Consider the following 17,908-nt stretch of genomic DNA (forward strand, 5'->3'; position numbering starts at 1 on the left):
GCGGGGGGGGGGTTTTTTTTTTTTTTTTTGGGGGGGGGGGGGGGCGCCGCCCCCCCCCCCCGGAGCCGCCTTGCCGAGGCCGTCATGGGCCGACCGCAGGCGCTCAAGAAGCTTGAGGCGCTCATTCACCCGATGGTGCGCCGCGAGGCCGACCGCTTCGTCGAGGAGGAGCGGCGCAAGGGCACGCCGCTCGTGGTTCTCGACATACCGCTGCTCTTCGAGACCGGCGGCACGGACCGCGTGGACAGGATACTGGTGGTGACCGCACCTCCTGAGGTGCAGCGCCAGCGCGTCCTGTCCCGCCCCGGCATGACGGAGGAGAAGCTGGCCGCCATCCTCGCCCGCCAGGTGCCGGACGAGGAAAAGCGCCGGCGGGCGGATTTCCTCATCGACACGAGTCTCGGCATGGAGGCGGCGAGAAAGGCCGTGCGCGACATCATCGCGCAACTGACGCTCGGCTGACAGCTTTCTGCACGGCACGGCTTGCGCGGCCTGTCCTCCACCGCCATGCTCGCTGCGGGGAGTGATTCGATGCGCGAGATCATTTTCGATACGGAGACCACCGGCCTCGACCCGCGCGAGGACCGCATCATCGAGCTTGGCTGCGTGGAGCTCGTCAACCGGTTCCCGACCGGGCGCGCGCTGCATCTCTTCATCAATCCCGAGGGGCGTTCCGTCCACCCCGATGCACATGCCGTGCACGGCATTTCAGACGCAGACCTGGCGGACAAGCCGGTTTTCGCAGCCATTGCCGACAAGTTTCTGGACTTCATCGAGGGCGCCAAGCTGGTCGCCCACAACGCCAATTTCGACATCGGCTTCATCAATGCCGAGTTCGACCGGCTGGGCCATCCGCCGGTTGACCCGGCGCGCGTGGTCGATACGCTGGCCATCGCCCGGCGCAAGCATCCGATGGGCCCCAATTCGCTCGATGCGCTGTGCCGCCGCTACGGCATCGACAACTCGCACCGCACCAAGCACGGCGCGCTGCTCGACGCGGAACTTCTGGCGGAGGTGTATATCGAGCTCGTCGGCGGCAGGCAGGCAACCTTCGGCCTGGAGGTATCCGCCGGCCGCGGCGAGAGCAGGTCCGGTGCCAGCCGCGCCGCTGTGACCCTTGCCCGTCGGGAGCGGCCGCTTCCCCCCCGGCTCACCGCCGCCGAGCGACAGGCGCACGAGGCGATGGTGGCGCAGCTTGGCGAAAAGGCGCTGTGGCGAAATTTCGCCCCGCCTCCGGCAGCGGCGAAGGAGGAACGGCAGTCTTGAAGCAGACTGCCGCAGCCCGGCGTTCGGGCCTGCCTGCCGCGAAGACGCCGCGCCGCGCGAAAACTGGAGCCACGGCCGCGATTTCGAAACGGTCTCCGCGGCTCCGGTCGTTGCGTAGGCTCAGGAAGCCTGCACCTGGCTCTTGGCGCGTTCCTCGGCGATGCGCTGCTGGAACATGCGCGCAAAGTCGATCGGGTCGATGAGCAGCGGCGGGAAGCCGCCATTGCGCGTCGCATCGGCGATGATCTGCCGTGCGAAGGGGAACAGCAGGCGCGGGCACTCCACGAAGAGCAGCGGCAGCATGTGCTCCTGCGGGAAGTTCTGGATGCGGAACACGCCGCCATAGACGAGCTCGACATTGAAGACCACGTTCTTGTCGATCTCCGCACGCGCCGTCAGCGTCAACAGCACGTCGTAGTCGGCACCGCCCAGCGGGTTGGCGTTCACATTGACGTTGATGTTGATGGAGGGCGCCTTCTCCCGCTGCATCAGCGTGCGCGGGGCGCCGGGGCTCTCGAAGGAGAGATCCTTGATGTACTGGGTCAGAACGTTCAGGCTGGGCTGCGCGCCGTTGTTGCCCGTGGCCTCGGTTCCCTTGGCTTTCTCTGTTTCCTGCGGTTTGTCGGCCATCAGCCTCAAATCCTCGTCCAATGCCGTTGATGATGGCGCTCGCTACCATGCGGATGAAGGCAAGACAAGGTTGCAGGGGGCCTGCGTCCAAAAGTTGTATCGCCGGCGGTCACTCGCGTGGCGTCTCCGGCCCGCGCCACGGCGATTCTCCAGGCTCGGAGCGCGAGTAGTCTTCCATGTCGAGGTCGATCACCTTGTCGCGGCTCCCGCCGGTTGCTCCGCCCCGGCCGTTGCCGCCGCCGACGATGACGATGCGCTCGCGCAGGAAGGTCCAGCCGATGTCGCGCACCGCAGGGATGAAGAGCAGGAAACCGAGCGCATCCGTGACGAATCCCGGCGTCAGCAGCAGGATGCCGGCAATCATGATCATCACGCCATGCACGAGCTCGCGGCCGGGCACCCGCCCTTCGTTGAGCGTTTGCTGGACGCGGGCAAGCACGCCGAAGCCCTGGATGCGCAGCAGGATGGAGCCCGCCACCGCCGTGGCCAGGACCAGTGCCAGCGTGGCCAGCACGCCGATCTGCCCGCCCACCACCACAAAAACGGCAATTTCCAGGAGCGGAATGGCGAGCAGCAGGAAAGGAACGATGGAGAAGGGCACGTTTTTGGTCTAACCTCTCTGGCTTCTTGGCGGTCCCGGCGAATGCGCCGGACCCTGGAGATAGGAACGCTTGCCGCGGATTTGAATGATCGGTATGCGCGTTCTATATGCTTCTTTGAACGCGGGCGGCGCGGAACACGACAAGGCGGCTTGGCTGGGACACAATGGAATTCTTCGATTTCGGTACGATCTTCTTTCTCGTCGCGGCGGTCGTGATCTTCTACCAGCTGCGCAACGTGCTTGGCCGTCGCACGGGCAATGAACGTCCGCCCTTCGACCCCTACACGGCCGGGCGAACCGGCCGGGCCGAGAAGGACAAGAAGGACAATGTGGTCTCCCTGCCGCGGCGCAAGGGCGGCGGGGACGGCGAAGATGGCTACGCCGCCATCGACGCGGTCGCCGAGCCCGGCACCCCGCTCAACAAGGGCCTGCGCGCCATCAGGGATGCCGACCCGGCCTTCGATCCCGATGCCTTTCTGGAAGGCGCCAAGATGGCCTACGAGATGATCGTCATGGCCTATGCCGATGGCGACCGGCGCACGCTGAAGAACCTGCTCTCGCGCGAGGTTTACGACGGCTTCATCTCCGCCATCGAGGAGCGGGAAAAGCGTTCCGAGAAGATCGAGTCCTCCTTCGTCGGCATCGACAAGGCGACCATCGTCGCAGCGGAGATGAAGGGACATGAGGCCCATGTCACCCTGCGCATCGTCTCGGAGCTGATTTCCGCCACGCGAGACAGCGCCGGCACCATCATCGACGGCGACCCAGAAACCGTGGTCGAAGTGAAGGATGTGTGGACCTTTGCCCGCGACACCCGCTCGCGCGACCCCAACTGGAAGCTGGTGGCCACCGAAGCCGAGGAATGAGCCGGCCCCGGCGCGGGCGGATGCGAGGGGGTGTCGCCGTGAGCCTTTCCGCGGTCTTTTCTCCCATCGGCTACAGCGCGCTGCCCGGATGGGAAGGGGAGGCGGCGGCGGCCGCCTTTGCGGCCTTCGCCCGCTGTGCCCGCCATGCCGCACACCGGCCCTACCGCACCGGCGCGCTGGGCGTCGAGGCTTCCGCTTTCGAGCCGGCCTTCGCTGAGGCCCGCGCCGTGGACGGCACCCTCGACGAGCCGGCAGCCCGCGCCTTTTTCGAGCGGCATTTCCTGCCCTGTCATATCCGCCCGCCGGAGGGGCAGGGCGGCTTCGTCACCGGCTACTATGAGCCCGAGGTGGAGGCGTCGCCGGAGCCCACCGCGCGCTTCCGCGTGCCCATCCATCGCCGCCCGGACGATCTGGTGAAGGTCGATCCGCAGGATCCGCCCGACGGCCTTGACCCCTCCTTCGCCTTTGCCCGTCGGGTCGAGGGGCGACTCGTCGCCTATCATGACCGGCAGGCCATAGACGGCGGGGCGCTTTCGGGCCGCGGGCTGGAGCTGTGCTGGTTGGCCGACCGAGTGGACGCCTTCTTCATCCATGTTCAGGGCGCAGCCCGCCTCAGGATGACCGACGGCAGCCGCCGGCGCATCACCTATGCGGCCAAGAGCGGCCATCCCTTCACGGGAATCGGCCGCGAGCTGGTCGCTCTCGGCGAGATCGCGCCGGGCGATGTAACCATGCAGTCGATCCGCGACTGGCTGGCGCGCAATCCGCATCGGCAGGACGAGATCCTGTGGCGCAACCGCTCCTACATCTTCTTCCGCGAAACGCCGATGGGCAATCCGGCGCTCGGCCCCGTCGCCGCCGCCAAGGTGCAGCTCTCTCCTCTCCACTCCATCGCCGTGGACCGGCATCTTCATACCTTCGCCACGCCCTTTTTCATCGACGCCCCGAACCTGCGGGATGACGCGGGCAGGCCATTCCGCCGGCTGATGATCGCGCAGGACACGGGCTCGGCCATCCTGGGGCCGGCCCGCGGCGACCTTTTCATCGGCACGGGCGAAGCTGCCGGCCGCTTTGCCGGCCGCATCCGCCACGCCGCCAGCTTCCATGCGCTGTTGCCACGTCGCCTGGTGGATGCGCCATGAAGCGCAAGCGTCTCTCCGCCGAGGACCGTGTGTTGTGGAGCCGCGTGGCGCGCAGCGCAGTCCCGCTGAAGGGAAAAGCCTTCCCCGACGATGAGGAGGAAACCCTCCCCCTTTCCGTTCCGCGCCAGGAGCCGCCTGTTTCGTCTCCCGTCGGCCCGCAGGACGGCAGGGCGCCTCAACCTGCGTCGTCGTCACGCAATCCTCGCCGGCTTGACGCACCCACGCGAAGGAAGCTCGCGACGGGCCGGCTCGACATCGGCGGCCGGGTGGACCTGCACGGCATGACCCAGGAGGAAGCGCACATCCTCCTGCTCACCTTCCTGCGCCGCGCTTTCGAGGAGGAGCGCCGTTACGTTCTGGTCATCACCGGCAAGGGGTCGTCCGGGCGCGGCGCCGGCGTTCTGCGCCGCGCCGTGCCGCAATGGCTGTCGACCGAGCCCTTTCGCACCATTGTCGGTGGGTTCGAGGAGGCAGCCCGGCACCACGGCGGCGCCGGCGCGATCTATGTGCGCCTGCGGCGCAAGGCAGGCCGGCGATGACGCCCTTTGCCGCCAGGGTGCGCCAGATGCGCCGCGCCCGTGGAATCACCCAGAAGGAGATGGCGGCCGCCCTCGGGGTCAGTCCCGCCTATCTTTCGGCCCTCGAACATGGTCGCCGCAGCCCGCCGAACTGGGCCATGGTCCAGAAGATCATCGGCTATTTCAATGTCATCTGGGATGAGGCGGACGAGCTGCAGCGCCTGGCTGCGCTTTCGCATCCGCGCGTCGTGGTGGACACCGCCGGCCTGCCGGAAAAGGCCACCGCCATCGCCAATCTGCTCGCCCGCAACATCGCGCAACTCGAAAGGCAGGACCTGGACGAGCTGGAAGGCGCCCTGAAGGCCATTCTCGGGCGGAAGGAGGCCAAGGCTCCGTGACGGGCGCCTGCCTGCTTGCCGGTCTTACGACTCGGCCAGCAGCGCCTCGAGCTCTTTCTGCTTTTCGTTTACCAGCCAGCCGTAATAGTTCTCCTGCGGCAGCCGCGGCGCCCGCCCCTGCTTGCGGCGCAGGCGGTTCTCGGCGGCCAGCTTGGCCGCCCGGGTCTCCGGATTGCCCAGATTGTAGAGCGTGGCGGTGATGCCCGGATTGCGGCTGATGTCGAAGCCGGCGATGCGGGCATAGGCGTCGATGGACTTCTTCAGCGTCGCCGCGATGTAGTACAGCGAGACGTCGGGGTCCATGATGGTGTGATAGACCTTCTGCGGGTCGCGGTGATCGAGCTTTCCAAGCCCCGTGACCTCATGCACGAAGTCCGTCATCTGCAGGGCCGTCAAGGGGTTGAGCTGGCCGATGCCGAAGGTCTGGCCCGCATAGAAGGGCTGGAAGAACACGGCCGAGAAGCGGTCGTTGGGAAAGCGCTTTCCCGCCACCGTGCGCCCGCGGAAGGACTGGTCCCACACCTCTTCGTGGCAGCTCCAGAGGTCGTAGCTGTCCTCCTCCCGCGCGCAATCGGCAAATTCGGGCCGCTCAAGGAAAGCGTCGAGGCTTTCCCCGCCATAGGAAAAGGAGAAGGAGCCGCGCAGATAGGACACCGCCTTCACGTAGTATGTCTGGAGGCGATCGTAGGCGTCCACATTGTAGGTGTGCTCGCCCACGATGGCGCCCAGCATGTGGATCGGTGCGATCTCGAAAGCCGCCGCCGCCGCACGGATCTTGGCGATCAGGGCGGGATCGTTCTTCAGAAGCTGATAGATCTTGGCATATTTCGCCTGAAAGGTGGTGTTGCCGGCGCTGGTGCGCCGCGCCGAGGCGCCGGGCACGGGCGGCTGCTCGGCGCTTCGGTTTCCGGCCGGCACGATTTGGGCGGCCTCCACGGAGACCGCCGTCACCCCCAGAAATATTCCCAGGATGATGCCGAATCTGAGCGCCATCCACCAACCCAAATCATATGGACCCTGATGGCCCGCAACCTATGAAAAGCCTCCTCCGGCGTCGAGGGGGTTCATTTCCTGGCAAGCCGATTGTTCGCCAGTGTGGCCCATTTCTCACAGGATGTAGCGGGAAAGGTCCGTGTTTCTGGCCAGATCGCCCACATTCTCGTCCACATAGGCGGCATCCACCACCACCTTGGCGCCGGAACGGTCGGGCGCGTTGAAGGAGATGTCGTCGAGCACGCGCTCCATCACCGTCTGCAGCCGCCGTGCGCCGATGTTCTCGACGCTGGCGTTCAGGTCCACCGCTATGGCCGCCAGCCGGTCGATGGCATCGTCGGTGAACTCCAGCTCCACACCCTCCGTGGCCATCAGCGCCACATATTGCTTGATGAGGCTTGCCTCGGTCTCGGTGAGAATGCGGCGGAAGTCCTCCTTCTCCAATGCCCGCAGCTCCACCCGGATGGGCAGGCGGCCCTGCAGCTCGGGCAAGAGGTCGGAAGGCTTCGAAACGTGGAAGGCGCCGGAGGCGATGAACAGGATGTGGTCGGTCTTCACCGGGCCGTATTTGGTGGCCACCGTCGTGCCTTCCACCAGCGGCAGCAGGTCGCGCTGCACTCCCTCGCGCGACACGCCGGCGCCAATGCCGCCCTCGCGCGCGGCGATCTTGTCCACCTCGTCGAGGAAGACGATGCCGTCGTTCTCCGCCGCCGCCAGCGCCCGCTGGATCACTTCGTCCTGGTCGAGCAGCTTGTCCGATTCGTCGTTGATGAGGTGCTGGTAGGAGTCCTTGACGGTGGTTCTGCGTGTCTTGGTGCGGCCGCCGCCCATGGCCTTCTGCAGCATGTCGTTGATGTTGAGCACGCCGATATTCGCCCCCGGCAGGCCGGGAATCTCGAAGCCCGGCAGCCCGCCGCCGGTGTCGGACACCTCGATCTCGATTTCCTTGTCGTCCAGCTCGCCGGCCCTCAGCTTGCGGCGGAAGCTGTCGCGCGTGGCGGGGCTCGCCGTCTTGCCCACCAGCGCCTCGAGAACGCGTTCCTCGGCGTTCATGTGGGCGCGCGCCTTCACGTCCTCGCGCATCTTCTCGCGCGTCAGCGCGATCGACACCTCGACGAGGTCGCGCACGATCTGCTCCACGTCGCGGCCCACATAGCCCACTTCGGTAAACTTCGTGGCCTCCACCTTGATGAAGGGCGCTCCCGCCAGCTTGGCCAGCCTGCGCGAGATCTCCGTCTTGCCGACGCCGGTGGGGCCGATCATCAGGATGTTCTTGGGCATCACCTCCTCGCGAAGGCCCGGTTCGAGCTGCTGGCGGCGCCAGCGGTTTCTGAGCGCGATGGCGACGGCGCGCTTGGCGTCCTTCTGGCCGATGATGTAGCGGTCGAGCTCGGAAACGATTTCGCGCGGCGAGAAATTGGTCATGTCGTCGTCTCGTCTGCCTGTGGGTCGTATTGCATGATGAGCGTGTCGCCCGTGCGCCCTTCGAGATGCGGAACGGGGCGGAACCCCGCCTTCATATAGGCCCGCACGGCGCGCAAGTTCCGGGAGTCGGGGTCGATGATGATGGTGGTGTGGCCTTCTTCCAGAAGCTTGCGGGTGAAGGCGGCGAGCGCCGCACTTCCCACCCCTCTGGACAGCATCTCCGGCCGGCCGATCGAAAGATCCACCCCCACGGCTTCCGCGGGAAGCTCGGCAAGCCACGGGTTCTTGTCCATCCACGTCCGGTTCTGGTGGTGGCCGACGAACCAGCACTGGATGTAGCCCACCGGCTCTCCATCGAGAAGGATGAGGAAGGGCCGCGTGGTATCCCGCCCGGCGATCATGTCGCGGATGAAACCCAGCTCCTTCTCCGGTTCGCCCCACCATTCGCGCATGTGCGGCGCCTCGAGCCAGCTGCGCAGCAACGGCAGGTGGCGTTGCGCCACGGGCTCGAAGCCGAGCGATGCGCCCTCAGCCTTCATCCAGGGTTTCCATGATGATGTTGTCGTTGGTGTATATGCAGATGCCGGCGGCGATTTCCATGGCGCGGCGGGCGATTTCCTCGGCGCTCTTGTCGGTGTCGATCAGGGCGCGCGCGGCCGCCAAAGCATAGTTGCCGCCGGACCCGATGGCCATCACGCCGCCCTCCGGCTCCACCACGTCGCCGGTGCCGGTCAGCGCCAGGGTGATGTTGCGGTCGGCCACCAGCATCATCGCCTCCAGCCGGCGCAGATAGCGGTCCATGCGCCAGTCCTTGGCCAGCTCCACGCAGGCCCGCATGAGCTGCTCGGGATATTGCTCCAGCTTTCCCTCCAGCCGTTCGAGCAGCGTAAAGGCATCGGCCGTCGCCCCCGCGAAGCCGGCGATCACATTGCCCTTGCCCAGCCGCCGCACCTTGCGGGCGTTGCCCTTCAGGATGGTCTGCCCGAAGCTCACCTGCCCGTCGCCGGCGATCACCACCTTGCCGCCCTTGCGCACGGTGACGATGGTGGTGGCATGCATGGATTGAGATTCGCTCATCGCGCGCTCCCTGACTGCCCGCCCTGCCGCAGGCGGTGTGGTCCAGAGCGCATATGTAAGAGGGAAGGCGAGGATTGCAAACGGCGTCGGCCGTCTGGCCTTCGCCGGGATAGGCTGCTAGAAGGCTGGCCCGTGAGCTCGCGAAGGAAACACCCATGGCTGCCAGCACCCCGCGCAGGGCACAGATCGGCCGCAAGACCAACGAAACCGAAATCGCGGTGACCGTGGATCTCGACGGCGAGGGCCGTTTCGACATCGCCACCGGCGTGGGCTTCTTCGACCATATGCTGGAGCAGCTTTCCCGCCATTCGCTCATCGACATGACGGTGAAGGCCAGCGGCGACCTCCACATCGACGACCACCACACGGTGGAGGATTGCGGCATTGCGCTCGGCCGCGCCATCGCCGAAGCCCTTGGCGACCGGCGTGGCATCGTCCGTTACGCGTCTCTGGAGCTTGCCATGGACGAGGCGCTGACGCGTGCCGCGGTGGACGTCTCGGGCCGGCCCTTTCTCGTCTGGCAGGTGGCCTTCCCGTCGTCCAAGATCGGCACCTTCGACACCGAGCTCGTGCGCGAGTTCTTCCACGCGCTTGCCCAGAACGCAGGCATCACCCTGCACGTCACCAATCACTATGGCGCCAACAGCCACCACATTGCCGAGACCTGCTTCAAGGCGGTAGCGCGGGTTCTGCGGGCCGCCTGCGAGCCCGATGCGCGCCAGCCGGGGGCCGTTCCTTCCACCAAGGGCACGCTCAGGGGCTGAGACGCCATGGCAAGCTATCTGGTTCTGGAACCTGCCGGCACGGACAGGGAGAGGGTGGAAAAGGCCATCATCCTGCGCGACGGCTTTGCATTCCTGGCCTTTCTGGCACCCTTCCTGTGGTTTCTGTGGCATCGCATGTGGCTGGAAGCGCTGGCCGTTCTGGCGCTCGGGCTGGCGCTTGCCACGCTCTCTGCCCAGCCGGCCTATTCCGGCCTTGGGCTTGTCCTTTCGCTGCTTCTGTCGGCGTTGATCGGCCTGGAGGCGCAGGCCCTGCGCGCCGCCGCGCTGCGCCGACGCGGCTTTCACGACTGGGGTGTCGTGGAGGGGGCGAACCGCGCAGAAGCGGAGATGCGCTATCTGGCCGAGACCGCCCGCGAGGACGGGCCTGCCCCCGCACGGTCGGCCCCGGCGGCCCCGCCCCGCCCCGGTGCGTCCTCCTTCGATCTTCTCGACGTGTCACGCGGGAGCTGACGATGCGTGTCGCCATCATCGACTACGGCTCCGGCAATCTGCGCTCCGCCACCAAGGCGTTCGAGCGCGCGGCGCGCGAGGCCGGCATCGGTGCGCGCATTGAGCTGACGGCGGATGCCGAGCGCGTGCGCGGGGCCGACCGCATCGTGCTGCCCGGCGTCGGCGCCTACGCCGATTGCCGCGCCGGCCTCGATGCCGTTCCCGGCATGGTGGAGGCCATAGAGGAGGTCGCGATCCGGCAGGCACGTCCCTTCCTTGGCATCTGCGTCGGCATGCAGCTCATGTCCGAGCGGGGGCTGGAGAAGACGGTGAGCAGGGGCTTCGGCTGGATCGCCGGCGACGTCAGGGAGATGGCGCCCGCCGATTCCGCCCTGAAAATTCCGCAGATCGGCTGGAACACGATTCACGTGAAACAGCCCCATCCGCTCTTCGAGGGCATCCGCACCGGGACGGATGGCCTGCATGCCTATTTCGTGCATTCCTACCATCTGGCCGCCGAACGCGAGGAGGATGTGGTGGCAGTGACCGATTACGGCGGCGAAGTGACAGCCGCCGTGGCCCGCGACAATCTCGCCGGCACCCAGTTCCACCCGGAGAAGAGCCAGGCACTGGGGCTGGCCCTCATCGCCAATTTTCTGAGGTGGCAGCCATGATTCTCTTTCCTGCCATCGACCTGAAGGGCGGCGAATGCGTGCGCCTGAAGCTGGGCGACATGAACGAGGCGACGGTCTATAACCGCGACCCCGCCGCCCAGGCGAAGGCCTTCGAGGAGCAGGGTTTCGCGTGGCTGCACGTTGTGGACCTCGACGGCGCCTTCGCCGGCGAAAGCCGCAACGGCGCGGCCGTGGAGGCCATACTGCGCGCCACGAGGAATCCAGTGCAGCTCGGCGGCGGCATCCGCAGCCTCGCGCAGATCGAGGCCTGGCTGGACAAGGGCCTGGCCCGCGTCATCCTGGGCACCGTGGCGGTGCGCGACCCGGAGCTCGTGCGCGAGGCATGCAGGCTGTTCCCGGGAAGGATTGCCGTGGGCATCGACGCGCGCGGCGGCAAGGTGGCCGTGGAAGGCTGGGCGGAGACCTCCGATCTCGAGGCGGTCGAGCTGGCGCGCCGCTTCGAGGGCGCCGGCGTGGCCGCCATCATCTACACCGACATCGACCGGGACGGGGTTCTCAAAGGCATCAACTGGCCGGCCACCATCGCGCTGGCGCAGGCCGTCTCCATCCCCGTCATCGCCTCCGGCGGCCTCGCCTCCATGGCCGATATCGAACGCATGACCATGCCGGACGCGGCGAAACTGGAGGGCGCCATTTCGGGGCGGGCGCTCTATGACGGGCGGATCGACGCGAAGGCGGCCCTCAAACTGCTGAGCAAGGCAGCGTGAACGCGGCTCGCAGCCAAATTCAACAGGGGAACGAAACAGTCGTGGGGGATATATAAAACATTGAAACTTCATATGTTTTCATGATCCTGAAGATTGCTCGCGCCAGCTGGTGTGCAACTTGATCGGGGTTTCCCGGTCGAGTTCGGCATCTTCCCTTCGACCGCGCCTCTCGAAAATGGGGCCGGTGCGCCTGTCCACCCGGCCTTGCCGATGCAGGAACAGGAAAGCGCATTGAAGCCGCGCGAAGAGAAATTGAATATGGACTCTCGGGAAAAAGATCGAATTTGAGATCGGGCTTCGATATTACTGCGCAAGACCCGGAACGCGGCCTGTTTCTGTCGAAAGTCGTGCTCATGGAGAATTGCGGCGTCATCGCCAGAATATCGGACGTTGAGCCTTTGGAAGCGTGGCACGATGCGCGCGCGATACGTTGATCTGTTGAACGCACAAGGGGACAGGGGCAAAGACGGGATATGACGGATCGACCGAGGTCAGCGAATGATCGTCGCTTCCACCAGCGCAGAAGACATGCGAGCAGTCTCTCGAGGGAAACCCCGTGCCAGCCCCCGCTCCTCTCAAGCCTGAATCTGTAAAGCCGCTCACATGACCCTCAAAGCCCGCGTCATCCCCTGTCTCGATGTGAAGGACGGCCGTGTCGTCAAGGGCGTCAACTTCGTGGACCTCGTCGATGCCGGCGATCCGGTACAGGCGGCGAAGGCCTATGATGCCGCGGGCGCGGACGAGCTGTGCTTCCTCGACATCACGGCAAGCCACGAGAACCGCGAGACGATCTTCGATGTCGTGGCGCGCACGGCCGAGCAGTGCTTCATGCCGCTCACCGTGGGCGGGGGAGTGCGCCGCGTGGAGGACATCCGCAGGCTGCTTCTGGCCGGCGCCGACAAGGTGTCGATCAACACGGCGGCCGTGAGGGACCCGGACTTCGTCGCCCGCGCCGCCGACAAGTTCGGCAATCAGTGCATCGTCGTGGCGATCGACGCCAAGAAGGTCTCCGCGACGGGAGAGGCGGACCGCTGGGAGATCTTCACCCATGGCGGGCGCAACGCCACCGGCATCGATGCCGTGGCGTTCGCCGAGCGCGTGGTTTCTCTGGGGGCCGGCGAGATCCTGCTCACCTCCATGGACCGTGACGGCACGAAGGCGGGCTACGACATCGCGCTTACCCGCGCGGTGGCCGATGCGGTGCGCGCGCCGGTGATCGCCTCGGGCGGCGTCGGCACGCTGGACCACCTGGTGGAGGGCATTCGCGACGGCCACGCCACCGCCGTGCTCGCCGCCTCGATCTTCCATTTCGGAACCTATACGATCGGCCAGGCCAAGAAGCATATGGCGCGGGCGGGAATCCCCATGCGCCTCGACACTGTGGAGCAGTCAGAACAGCCATGAGCGGTTTCGATCTTTCCGCCCTCGAGGCCATCGTCGCCGAGCGTGCCCGCTCCGGCGACGCAGGCTCCTGGACGGCCCGCCTCTTCTCCGCCGGCATGGAAAAGGCGGCGCAGAAGCTGGGCGAAGAGGCGGTGGAAACGGTGATCGCCGCCGTCTCCGGCGACCGCAAGGCCCTCGTTTCGGAAAGCGCCGATCTTCTGTATCATTGGCTGGTGGTGCTGGCGCTTGCCGGCGTCTCGTTGGAAGATGTGATGGCCGAGCTCGAAGGCCGCACCGGGCGCTCGGGACTGGCCGAGAAGGCGGCGCGTGCACCCGGGCCGGGCGACTGAGCGCTCGCGGAACGAAAAGACTCTGATGGACCAGCTTGTATCGGGCGAACGCTACTCCCCCTACCGCATCTTCACGGCGCGGGAGTGGGCGAAGTTCCGTGACGACACGCCGCTGACCCTGACCGAGGACGAGGTGCGCCGCCTGCGCTCCCTGAACGATCCCGTCGATCTGGAGGAAGTGCGGCGCATCTACCTGTCCATGTCGCGCCTTCTCTCGGCGCATGTGGAGGCCACGCAGCTTCTTTTCCGTCAGCGTCAGATCTTCTTCAACGCCGACGATGCCGTGAAGGCGCCTTTCGTCATCGGCATCGCGGGTTCCGTGGCCGTCGGCAAGTCAACGACCGCGCGCGTGCTGAAGGAGCTTCTCGCCCGCTGGCCGTCGACACCCAAGGTCGATCTGGTGACCACGGACGGTTTTCTCTATCCCAACGAGGTGCTGAGGCGCGAGAACCTGATGGACCGCAAGGGCTTTCCCGAAAGCTACGACATCCGCGCCATCCTGCGCTTCCTTTCCGCCATCAAGGCTGGCCTGCCGAATGTGCGCGCGCCGCTCTATTCGCACCTCACCTACGACGTGTTGCCCGGCGAGTTCGTGACCATCGACCGGCCGGACATCCTCATCTTCGAGGGTATCAACGTTCTGCAGACGCGCGAACTGCCGGCCGATGGCAAGGCCGTGCCCTTCGTTTCGGATTTCTTCGATTTCTCCATCTATATCGACGCGCCGGAAGAGCTCATTCATCAATGGTATGTGGAGCGTTTCATGCGCCTGCGCGAAACGGCCTTCCAGAACCCGAAGTCCTTCTTTCACCGCTATTCCAAGCTGGCGCCGGCTTCCGCCCAGGCGATCGCCGAGCAGCTCTGGCACAACATCAACCTGAAGAATCTGCGCGAAAACATCCTGCCCACCCGCCCGCGCGCCGACCTCATCCTGCGGAAGGGCACCGACCATCTGGTCGAGGAAGTGGCGCTCAGGAAGCTGTAGGCGGGTTGACGCGCCGCAGCGTCAGGTTGATGCGCCCGCCATCTTTCAGCAGCGGCGAGGTGCCGGGATAGATGCGGTCGACCCCGTGATAGCAAAGCCGCCCCTCGCCGCCCAGAACCACCACATCGCCGCTTTCCAGGCGCAAGGAGACGGTCTTGCCCGCGCGGCTGGTGCCGCCGACGCGGAAAAGGCAGGCATCCCCCAGCGAGACGGAGACGACGGGGGCTGAAAGGTCCTTCTCGTCGCGATCCTGGTGCAGGCCCATCCTGGCGCCTTCGGCGTAGAAGTTGACGAGGCAGGCCTCGGGCGGGTGCGGATAGTCAGAAACCGCGCTCCACAGGGCGAGAAGCCGGGCCGGTATCGGCGGCCAGGGCCTGCCGGTTACCGGATGCGTGGGCTGGTAGCGGTAGCCGCCTTCCCGGTCTGTCACCCAGCCGAGACCCCCGCAATTGGTCATGCGCACGCTCATCGGCTTTCCCGTCTTCGGCATGGTGGGCACGTAGAGCGGCGCGGCCGCTGCCACGGCGCGGATGTCGGCGAGCAGGGCCTCCTGCTCCTGCCCATCGAGAAAGCCGGGAAGATGGCGCACGCCAGGGGCGAGTTCGGGCATGTGTTCCTCCGGGCAGTGCCCGGCACGGCCTGCGCGGCCGCGCCGGATGGTTGATCGGTGCCCGGACCTTATCTCAAAGCTCGGGAATGCGAAGCACCTGGCCGGGATAGATCTTGTCGGGGTGCTTGAGCATCGGCGTGTTGGCCTCGAAGATGACCGTGTGCTTGGCGCCATTGCCCTTGCCGTAATGCGCCTCGGCGATCTTCCAGAGGTTGTCGCCCTTCTTGACCGTGTAGAAGACGGGCTGTCTGGCCGCCGTGCCGGCCACCTTGAGTTCGGTCGCTTCCACCTTGGCCACGCCCAGCGTGTTGCCGACGGCCACGACCGCCTTCTCGAAGACCGACTGGTCGGCAACCTCGCCCTTCAGCAGCACCTTGTCGCCCTGTACCTCCACGTCCACCTTCTCGGTGCCGAGCTTGTGGGAATCGAGCTCCTTTTTCACCTCTGCGGCTGCTGGCGGCTCTTCCTCCACGAGACCAAGCTTGGTGCCGACCGACTTGACGAAATCAAAAACGCCCATGGGGTTGTCTCCGGTTTGAGTCGCACCCCCGCACAGCCTGTGTAGCCGACGAGCGCGCCGACGGCAAAAGGCTCGTCGCGATCCGACCCTAGTCGGGCGAAACCTTGCCGCGCATCTTCTTCACCTGTGAGCGCCCCGCCTTCGCCTTAAGCCGCCGTTCCACCGCACCTTTGGAGGGCCGGGTCTTCTTGCGCGGCTTGGGCGGCGGCTCGGCGGCCTTGCTGATCAGCGCGGCGAGGCGTTCGCGCGCGTCGGTGCGGTTCTGCTCCTGGGTTCGGAAGCGCGCCGCCTCGATGACGATATGGCCGTCCTTCGTCGCCCGGCTTCCCGCAAGCTTCAGCGCCTGCGCGCGCACGCGCTCGGGCAGGTGGCGGGCATGGGCGGCGTCGAAGCGCAGCTTCACCGCCGTCGCCACCTTGTTGACGTTCTGCCCGCCGGGGCCGGAGGCGCGGATGAACTGCTCCTCCAGCTCCTCCTCCCCGATGAAAAGGCCCGGTCCGATGTTGAGTCCGCCCTCGCCCATGGCTCCCTGTCCTGGTTGCGGATTCGCGCCGCAAGGATGGTCCGGGAAGGGGCGTCCGGGCAAGCCTATTCGGCGGCCTCCCGAATCAGCGGCGAAGCCCTCAGCACCTCGGCGTCGACATGCGCTTCGAACTTGCCGAAATTCTCGACGAACATGCCCACGAGCCGCGACGCCTGGGTGTCATAGGCGGCCTTGTCCGCCCAGGTGGCGCGCGGGTCGAGAATGGTGCTGTCGACGCCGGGCACGGCGACCGGCACGGCAAAGCCGAAATGCGGATCGGTGCGCATCTCCGCCGCTCCCAGCGAGCCGTCGAGGGCGGCCGCAAGCAGCCGGCGCGTCACCTTGATGGGCATGCGCGTGCCGGTGCCATAGGCGCCGCCCGTCCAGCCGGTGTTGACCAGCCAGCAATCGACGCCATGCCGGGCGATCAGGTCGCGCAGCAGGTTGCCATAGACGGAAGGATGGCGCGGCATGAAGGGAGCGCCGAAGCAGGTGGAGAAGGTGGCCTCGGGCTCCTTCACGTCCCTTTCCGTGCCGGCCACCTTTGCCGTGTAGCCGGAGAGGAAGTGATACATGGCCTGCGCCGGCGTGAGCTTGGCGATGGGCGGCATCACGCCGAAGGCATCCGCCGTCAGCATGATGATGTTCCTGGGCTGCCCGGCGCGCCCCGTCGCGCTGGCATTGGGGATGAAGTCGAGCGGATAGGCGCAGCGCGTGTTCTCCGTCAGGCTGGCGTCGTCGAAGTCGGGCACGCCCTCCTCATCGAGCGCGACATTCTCCAGAACCGTGCCGAACCGCCGCGTGGTGGAGAAGATTTCCGGCTCCGCCTCCTGCGAAAGGCGGATTGTCTTGGCATAGCATCCGCCCTCGAAATTGAACACGCCCTCGGGCCCCCAGCCGTGCTCGTCATCGCCGATGAGCGTGCGTGCGGCATCCGCCGACAGCGTCGTCTTGCCCGTTCCCGACAGGCCGAAGAAGACGGCCACATCCCCTTCCCGGCCGGCATTGGCCGAGCAGTGCATGGGCATGACGCCGCGGGCGGGCAGGATGTGGTTGAGCGCGGTGAAGACCGACTTCTTCATCTCGCCCGCATAGGCCGTGCCGCCGATCAGCACGATCATGCGGGAGAGGTCCATGGCGATCACCGTCTCGCTGCGCGTGCCGTGACGCGCCGGGTCGGCGCGGAAGGAGGGCAGGTCGATCACCGTCATCTTCGGCACGAAGCCGGAAAGGGCCGCCCGCGAGGGACGGATGAGCAGGTTGCGGATGAACAGCGAATGCCAGGCATATTCGGTGACGACGCGCGTCGGCAGCGCGTTTTCCGGGTCGGCGCCGGCCACCAGATCCTGCACGAACAGGTCGCGGTCCGCCGCGTGCCGCCTGAAATCCTCATAGAGAGCCTCGAAGCGGGCGCGCTCCATGGCGCCGTTGTTCTCCCACCACACGCTCTCTTCCGTGTCCGCGTCGCGCACGATGAACTTGTCCTTCGGCGAGCGGCCGGTGTGCTGACCCGTTTCGGCCACCAGCGCCCCGTGCGTGGAAAGCCGCGCCTCGCGCCGGGCGAGCGCCTCCTCGTAGAGGCGGTTGGACCCAAGATTGTAGAAGACGGTGCCTGTGGTGTTCAGGCCGCTGGTCTCGATCCCGTTGCCGGGATTGCGAAGGCCGGTCTCTTGCATGTTTCGCTACCAAATCTATCTTGATCGAAGGGGCCGGCCGGCAAACGGGGCGAGAAGCCCATATTCGGCAGCCAGGGCTCGTGAGAAACAGAAAAAGACTGCGATTTCAAATCATTAATCGATTTAAGAATTTTAAATCGGAATTAAATCGTTTGTATTCCGTTTGCGATCCCGCCGCCTGGTCCTCGACGTTGCCGCCCCCGGCGCGATGGCAGGAGACGAGAAAACGTGGCACCGTGGCCGTGCAAGTGACTCCGCGGGGAGAATGTGCCACATTTTGTACCCAATTTGTCCTGCAACTGCCCGTCCAAACGCGGCAGGAAGGGACA

23 protein-coding genes are annotated in these 17,908 nt (G+C 66.1%); 13 read left to right on the plus strand and 10 right to left on the minus strand.

Annotated features, from left to right (window positions below; all coding sequences use genetic code 11):
- Together coaE and dnaQ are read left to right on the plus strand one after the other, a co-directional pair.
- Nucleotides 1-462, plus strand: a 462-nt coding sequence (coaE, locus tag NYR58_RS06795) for a dephospho-CoA kinase (protein WP_261519731.1), incomplete at its 5' end; no start/stop codon positions are given.
- Nucleotides 463-531: 69 nt separating this feature from the next.
- Nucleotides 532-1,266, plus strand: a complete 735-nt coding sequence (gene dnaQ / locus NYR58_RS06800) for a DNA polymerase III subunit epsilon (RefSeq protein WP_261519732.1) — start codon at nucleotides 532-534, stop codon at nucleotides 1,264-1,266.
- A 120-nt stretch (nucleotides 1,267-1,386) separates the two neighbouring features.
- Here dnaQ and secB read toward each other — a convergent pair whose 3' ends face one another.
- Together secB and NYR58_RS06810 are read right to left on the minus strand one after the other, a co-directional pair.
- A complete protein-coding gene (gene secB / locus NYR58_RS06805; protein WP_261519733.1) occupies nucleotides 1,387-1,896 on the minus strand; it encodes a protein-export chaperone SecB in 510 nt (169 codons plus the stop codon).
- Nucleotides 1,897-2,005: 109 nt separating this feature from the next.
- Nucleotides 2,006-2,497 carry an FxsA family protein gene (locus tag NYR58_RS06810; protein ID WP_261519734.1) on the minus strand — a complete coding sequence of 164 codons (492 nt, stop codon included), beginning with the start codon at nucleotides 2,495-2,497 and terminating at the stop codon, nucleotides 2,006-2,008.
- A gap of 164 nt (nucleotides 2,498-2,661) precedes the next feature.
- Here NYR58_RS06810 and NYR58_RS06815 point away from each other — a divergent pair, with 164 nt between their 5' ends.
- Genes NYR58_RS06815 through NYR58_RS06830 form a run of 4 tightly spaced genes read left to right on the plus strand, consistent with a single transcriptional unit; the run spans nucleotide 2,662 to nucleotide 5,421 of the window.
- On the plus strand, nucleotides 2,662-3,363 hold the full coding sequence (locus NYR58_RS06815; protein WP_261519735.1) for a Tim44/TimA family putative adaptor protein: 702 nt from the start codon (nucleotides 2,662-2,664) through the stop codon (nucleotides 3,361-3,363).
- A 20-nt stretch (nucleotides 3,364-3,383) separates the two neighbouring features.
- Nucleotides 3,384-4,505: a murein transglycosylase A gene (gene mltA / locus NYR58_RS06820; RefSeq protein WP_378074658.1), complete on the plus strand. Its 1,122-nt coding sequence runs from the start codon at nucleotides 3,384-3,386 to the stop codon at nucleotides 4,503-4,505.
- A complete protein-coding gene (locus NYR58_RS06825; protein ID WP_261519737.1) occupies nucleotides 4,502-5,044 on the plus strand; it encodes a Smr/MutS family protein in 543 nt (180 codons plus the stop codon). The genes mltA and NYR58_RS06825 overlap by 4 nt, the downstream gene beginning before the upstream one ends.
- Nucleotides 5,041-5,421, plus strand: coding sequence for a helix-turn-helix domain-containing protein (locus tag NYR58_RS06830; protein WP_261519738.1), 381 nt, complete (start codon nucleotides 5,041-5,043; stop codon nucleotides 5,419-5,421). The genes NYR58_RS06825 and NYR58_RS06830 overlap by 4 nt, the downstream gene beginning before the upstream one ends.
- 24 nt (nucleotides 5,422-5,445) lie before the next feature.
- On the opposite strand, the gene NYR58_RS06835 is transcribed toward NYR58_RS06830, so the two are convergent.
- The 4 genes from NYR58_RS06835 to hslV all read right to left on the minus strand — a co-directional run bounded on the left by NYR58_RS06835 (nucleotide 5,446) and on the right by hslV (nucleotide 8,916).
- A complete protein-coding gene (locus tag NYR58_RS06835; protein WP_261519739.1) occupies nucleotides 5,446-6,414 on the minus strand; it encodes a DUF1402 family protein in 969 nt (322 codons plus the stop codon).
- A 114-nt stretch (nucleotides 6,415-6,528) separates the two neighbouring features.
- Entirely contained in the window at nucleotides 6,529-7,839 is a 1,311-nt protein-coding gene (gene hslU / locus NYR58_RS06840; RefSeq protein ID WP_261519740.1) for an ATP-dependent protease ATPase subunit HslU, read from the minus strand.
- Complete coding sequence (locus NYR58_RS06845) at nucleotides 7,836-8,378, minus strand: GNAT family N-acetyltransferase (RefSeq protein ID WP_261519741.1); 543 nt, start codon at nucleotides 8,376-8,378, stop codon at nucleotides 7,836-7,838. Before NYR58_RS06845 ends, hslU begins: the two co-directional genes overlap by 4 nt.
- A complete protein-coding gene (hslV, locus tag NYR58_RS06850) occupies nucleotides 8,368-8,916 on the minus strand; it encodes an ATP-dependent protease subunit HslV (protein WP_261519742.1) in 549 nt (182 codons plus the stop codon). Before hslV ends, NYR58_RS06845 begins: the two co-directional genes overlap by 11 nt.
- Before the next feature lie 155 nt (nucleotides 8,917-9,071).
- Between hslV and hisB the strand changes: the two genes are divergently transcribed.
- From hisB to coaA, 7 genes are all read left to right on the plus strand, one after another.
- On the plus strand, nucleotides 9,072-9,680 hold the full coding sequence (gene hisB, locus NYR58_RS06855; RefSeq protein WP_261519743.1) for an imidazoleglycerol-phosphate dehydratase HisB: 609 nt from the start codon (nucleotides 9,072-9,074) through the stop codon (nucleotides 9,678-9,680).
- A gap of 6 nt (nucleotides 9,681-9,686) precedes the next feature.
- Nucleotides 9,687-10,151: a DUF2628 domain-containing protein gene (locus NYR58_RS06860; RefSeq protein WP_261519744.1), complete on the plus strand. Its 465-nt coding sequence runs from the start codon at nucleotides 9,687-9,689 to the stop codon at nucleotides 10,149-10,151.
- Between the two features lie 2 nt (nucleotides 10,152-10,153).
- Nucleotides 10,154-10,804, plus strand: a complete 651-nt coding sequence (gene hisH / locus NYR58_RS06865; RefSeq protein WP_261519745.1) for an imidazole glycerol phosphate synthase subunit HisH — start codon at nucleotides 10,154-10,156, stop codon at nucleotides 10,802-10,804.
- Nucleotides 10,801-11,532, plus strand: coding sequence for a 1-(5-phosphoribosyl)-5-[(5-phosphoribosylamino)methylideneamino]imidazole-4-carboxamide isomerase (gene hisA / locus NYR58_RS06870; protein ID WP_261519746.1), 732 nt, complete (start codon nucleotides 10,801-10,803; stop codon nucleotides 11,530-11,532). Before hisH ends, hisA begins: the two co-directional genes overlap by 4 nt.
- Nucleotides 11,533-12,135: 603 nt before the next feature.
- The gene (gene hisF, locus NYR58_RS06875) at nucleotides 12,136-12,936 is read left to right on the plus strand and encodes an imidazole glycerol phosphate synthase subunit HisF (protein WP_261519747.1); all 801 of its coding nucleotides are present in this window, start codon (nucleotides 12,136-12,138) and stop codon (nucleotides 12,934-12,936) included.
- Entirely contained in the window at nucleotides 12,933-13,265 is a 333-nt protein-coding gene (locus NYR58_RS06880) for a phosphoribosyl-ATP diphosphatase (RefSeq protein ID WP_261519748.1), read from the plus strand. The genes hisF and NYR58_RS06880 overlap by 4 nt, the downstream gene beginning before the upstream one ends.
- A 25-nt stretch (nucleotides 13,266-13,290) precedes the next feature.
- Nucleotides 13,291-14,250 (plus strand): type I pantothenate kinase, encoded by a 960-nt coding sequence (gene coaA / locus NYR58_RS06885; protein WP_261519749.1) that lies wholly within the window; start codon nucleotides 13,291-13,293, stop codon nucleotides 14,248-14,250.
- On the opposite strand, the gene NYR58_RS06890 is transcribed toward coaA, so the two are convergent.
- The 4 genes from NYR58_RS06890 to NYR58_RS06905 form a co-directional block, all read right to left on the minus strand.
- Nucleotides 14,237-14,860 (minus strand): alpha-ketoglutarate-dependent dioxygenase AlkB family protein, encoded by a 624-nt coding sequence (locus NYR58_RS06890; protein WP_261519750.1) that lies wholly within the window; start codon nucleotides 14,858-14,860, stop codon nucleotides 14,237-14,239. The genes coaA and NYR58_RS06890 overlap by 14 nt on opposite strands.
- Nucleotides 14,861-14,933: 73 nt before the next feature.
- Nucleotides 14,934-15,380: a peptidoglycan-binding protein LysM gene (gene lysM / locus NYR58_RS06895; protein ID WP_261519751.1), complete on the minus strand. Its 447-nt coding sequence runs from the start codon at nucleotides 15,378-15,380 to the stop codon at nucleotides 14,934-14,936.
- 88 nt (nucleotides 15,381-15,468) lie between these two features.
- Complete coding sequence (gene arfB, locus NYR58_RS06900) at nucleotides 15,469-15,903, minus strand: alternative ribosome rescue aminoacyl-tRNA hydrolase ArfB (protein ID WP_261519752.1); 435 nt, start codon at nucleotides 15,901-15,903, stop codon at nucleotides 15,469-15,471.
- 65 nt (nucleotides 15,904-15,968) lie between these two features.
- Nucleotides 15,969-17,579 carry a phosphoenolpyruvate carboxykinase gene (locus NYR58_RS06905; protein ID WP_261519753.1) on the minus strand — a complete coding sequence of 537 codons (1,611 nt, stop codon included), beginning with the start codon at nucleotides 17,577-17,579 and terminating at the stop codon, nucleotides 15,969-15,971.
- Nucleotides 17,580-17,908 lie beyond the last annotated feature (329 nt).

The organism is Chelativorans intermedius (assembly GCF_025398255.1).
Lineage (GTDB): Bacteria > Pseudomonadota > Alphaproteobacteria > Rhizobiales > Rhizobiaceae > Chelativorans > Chelativorans intermedius.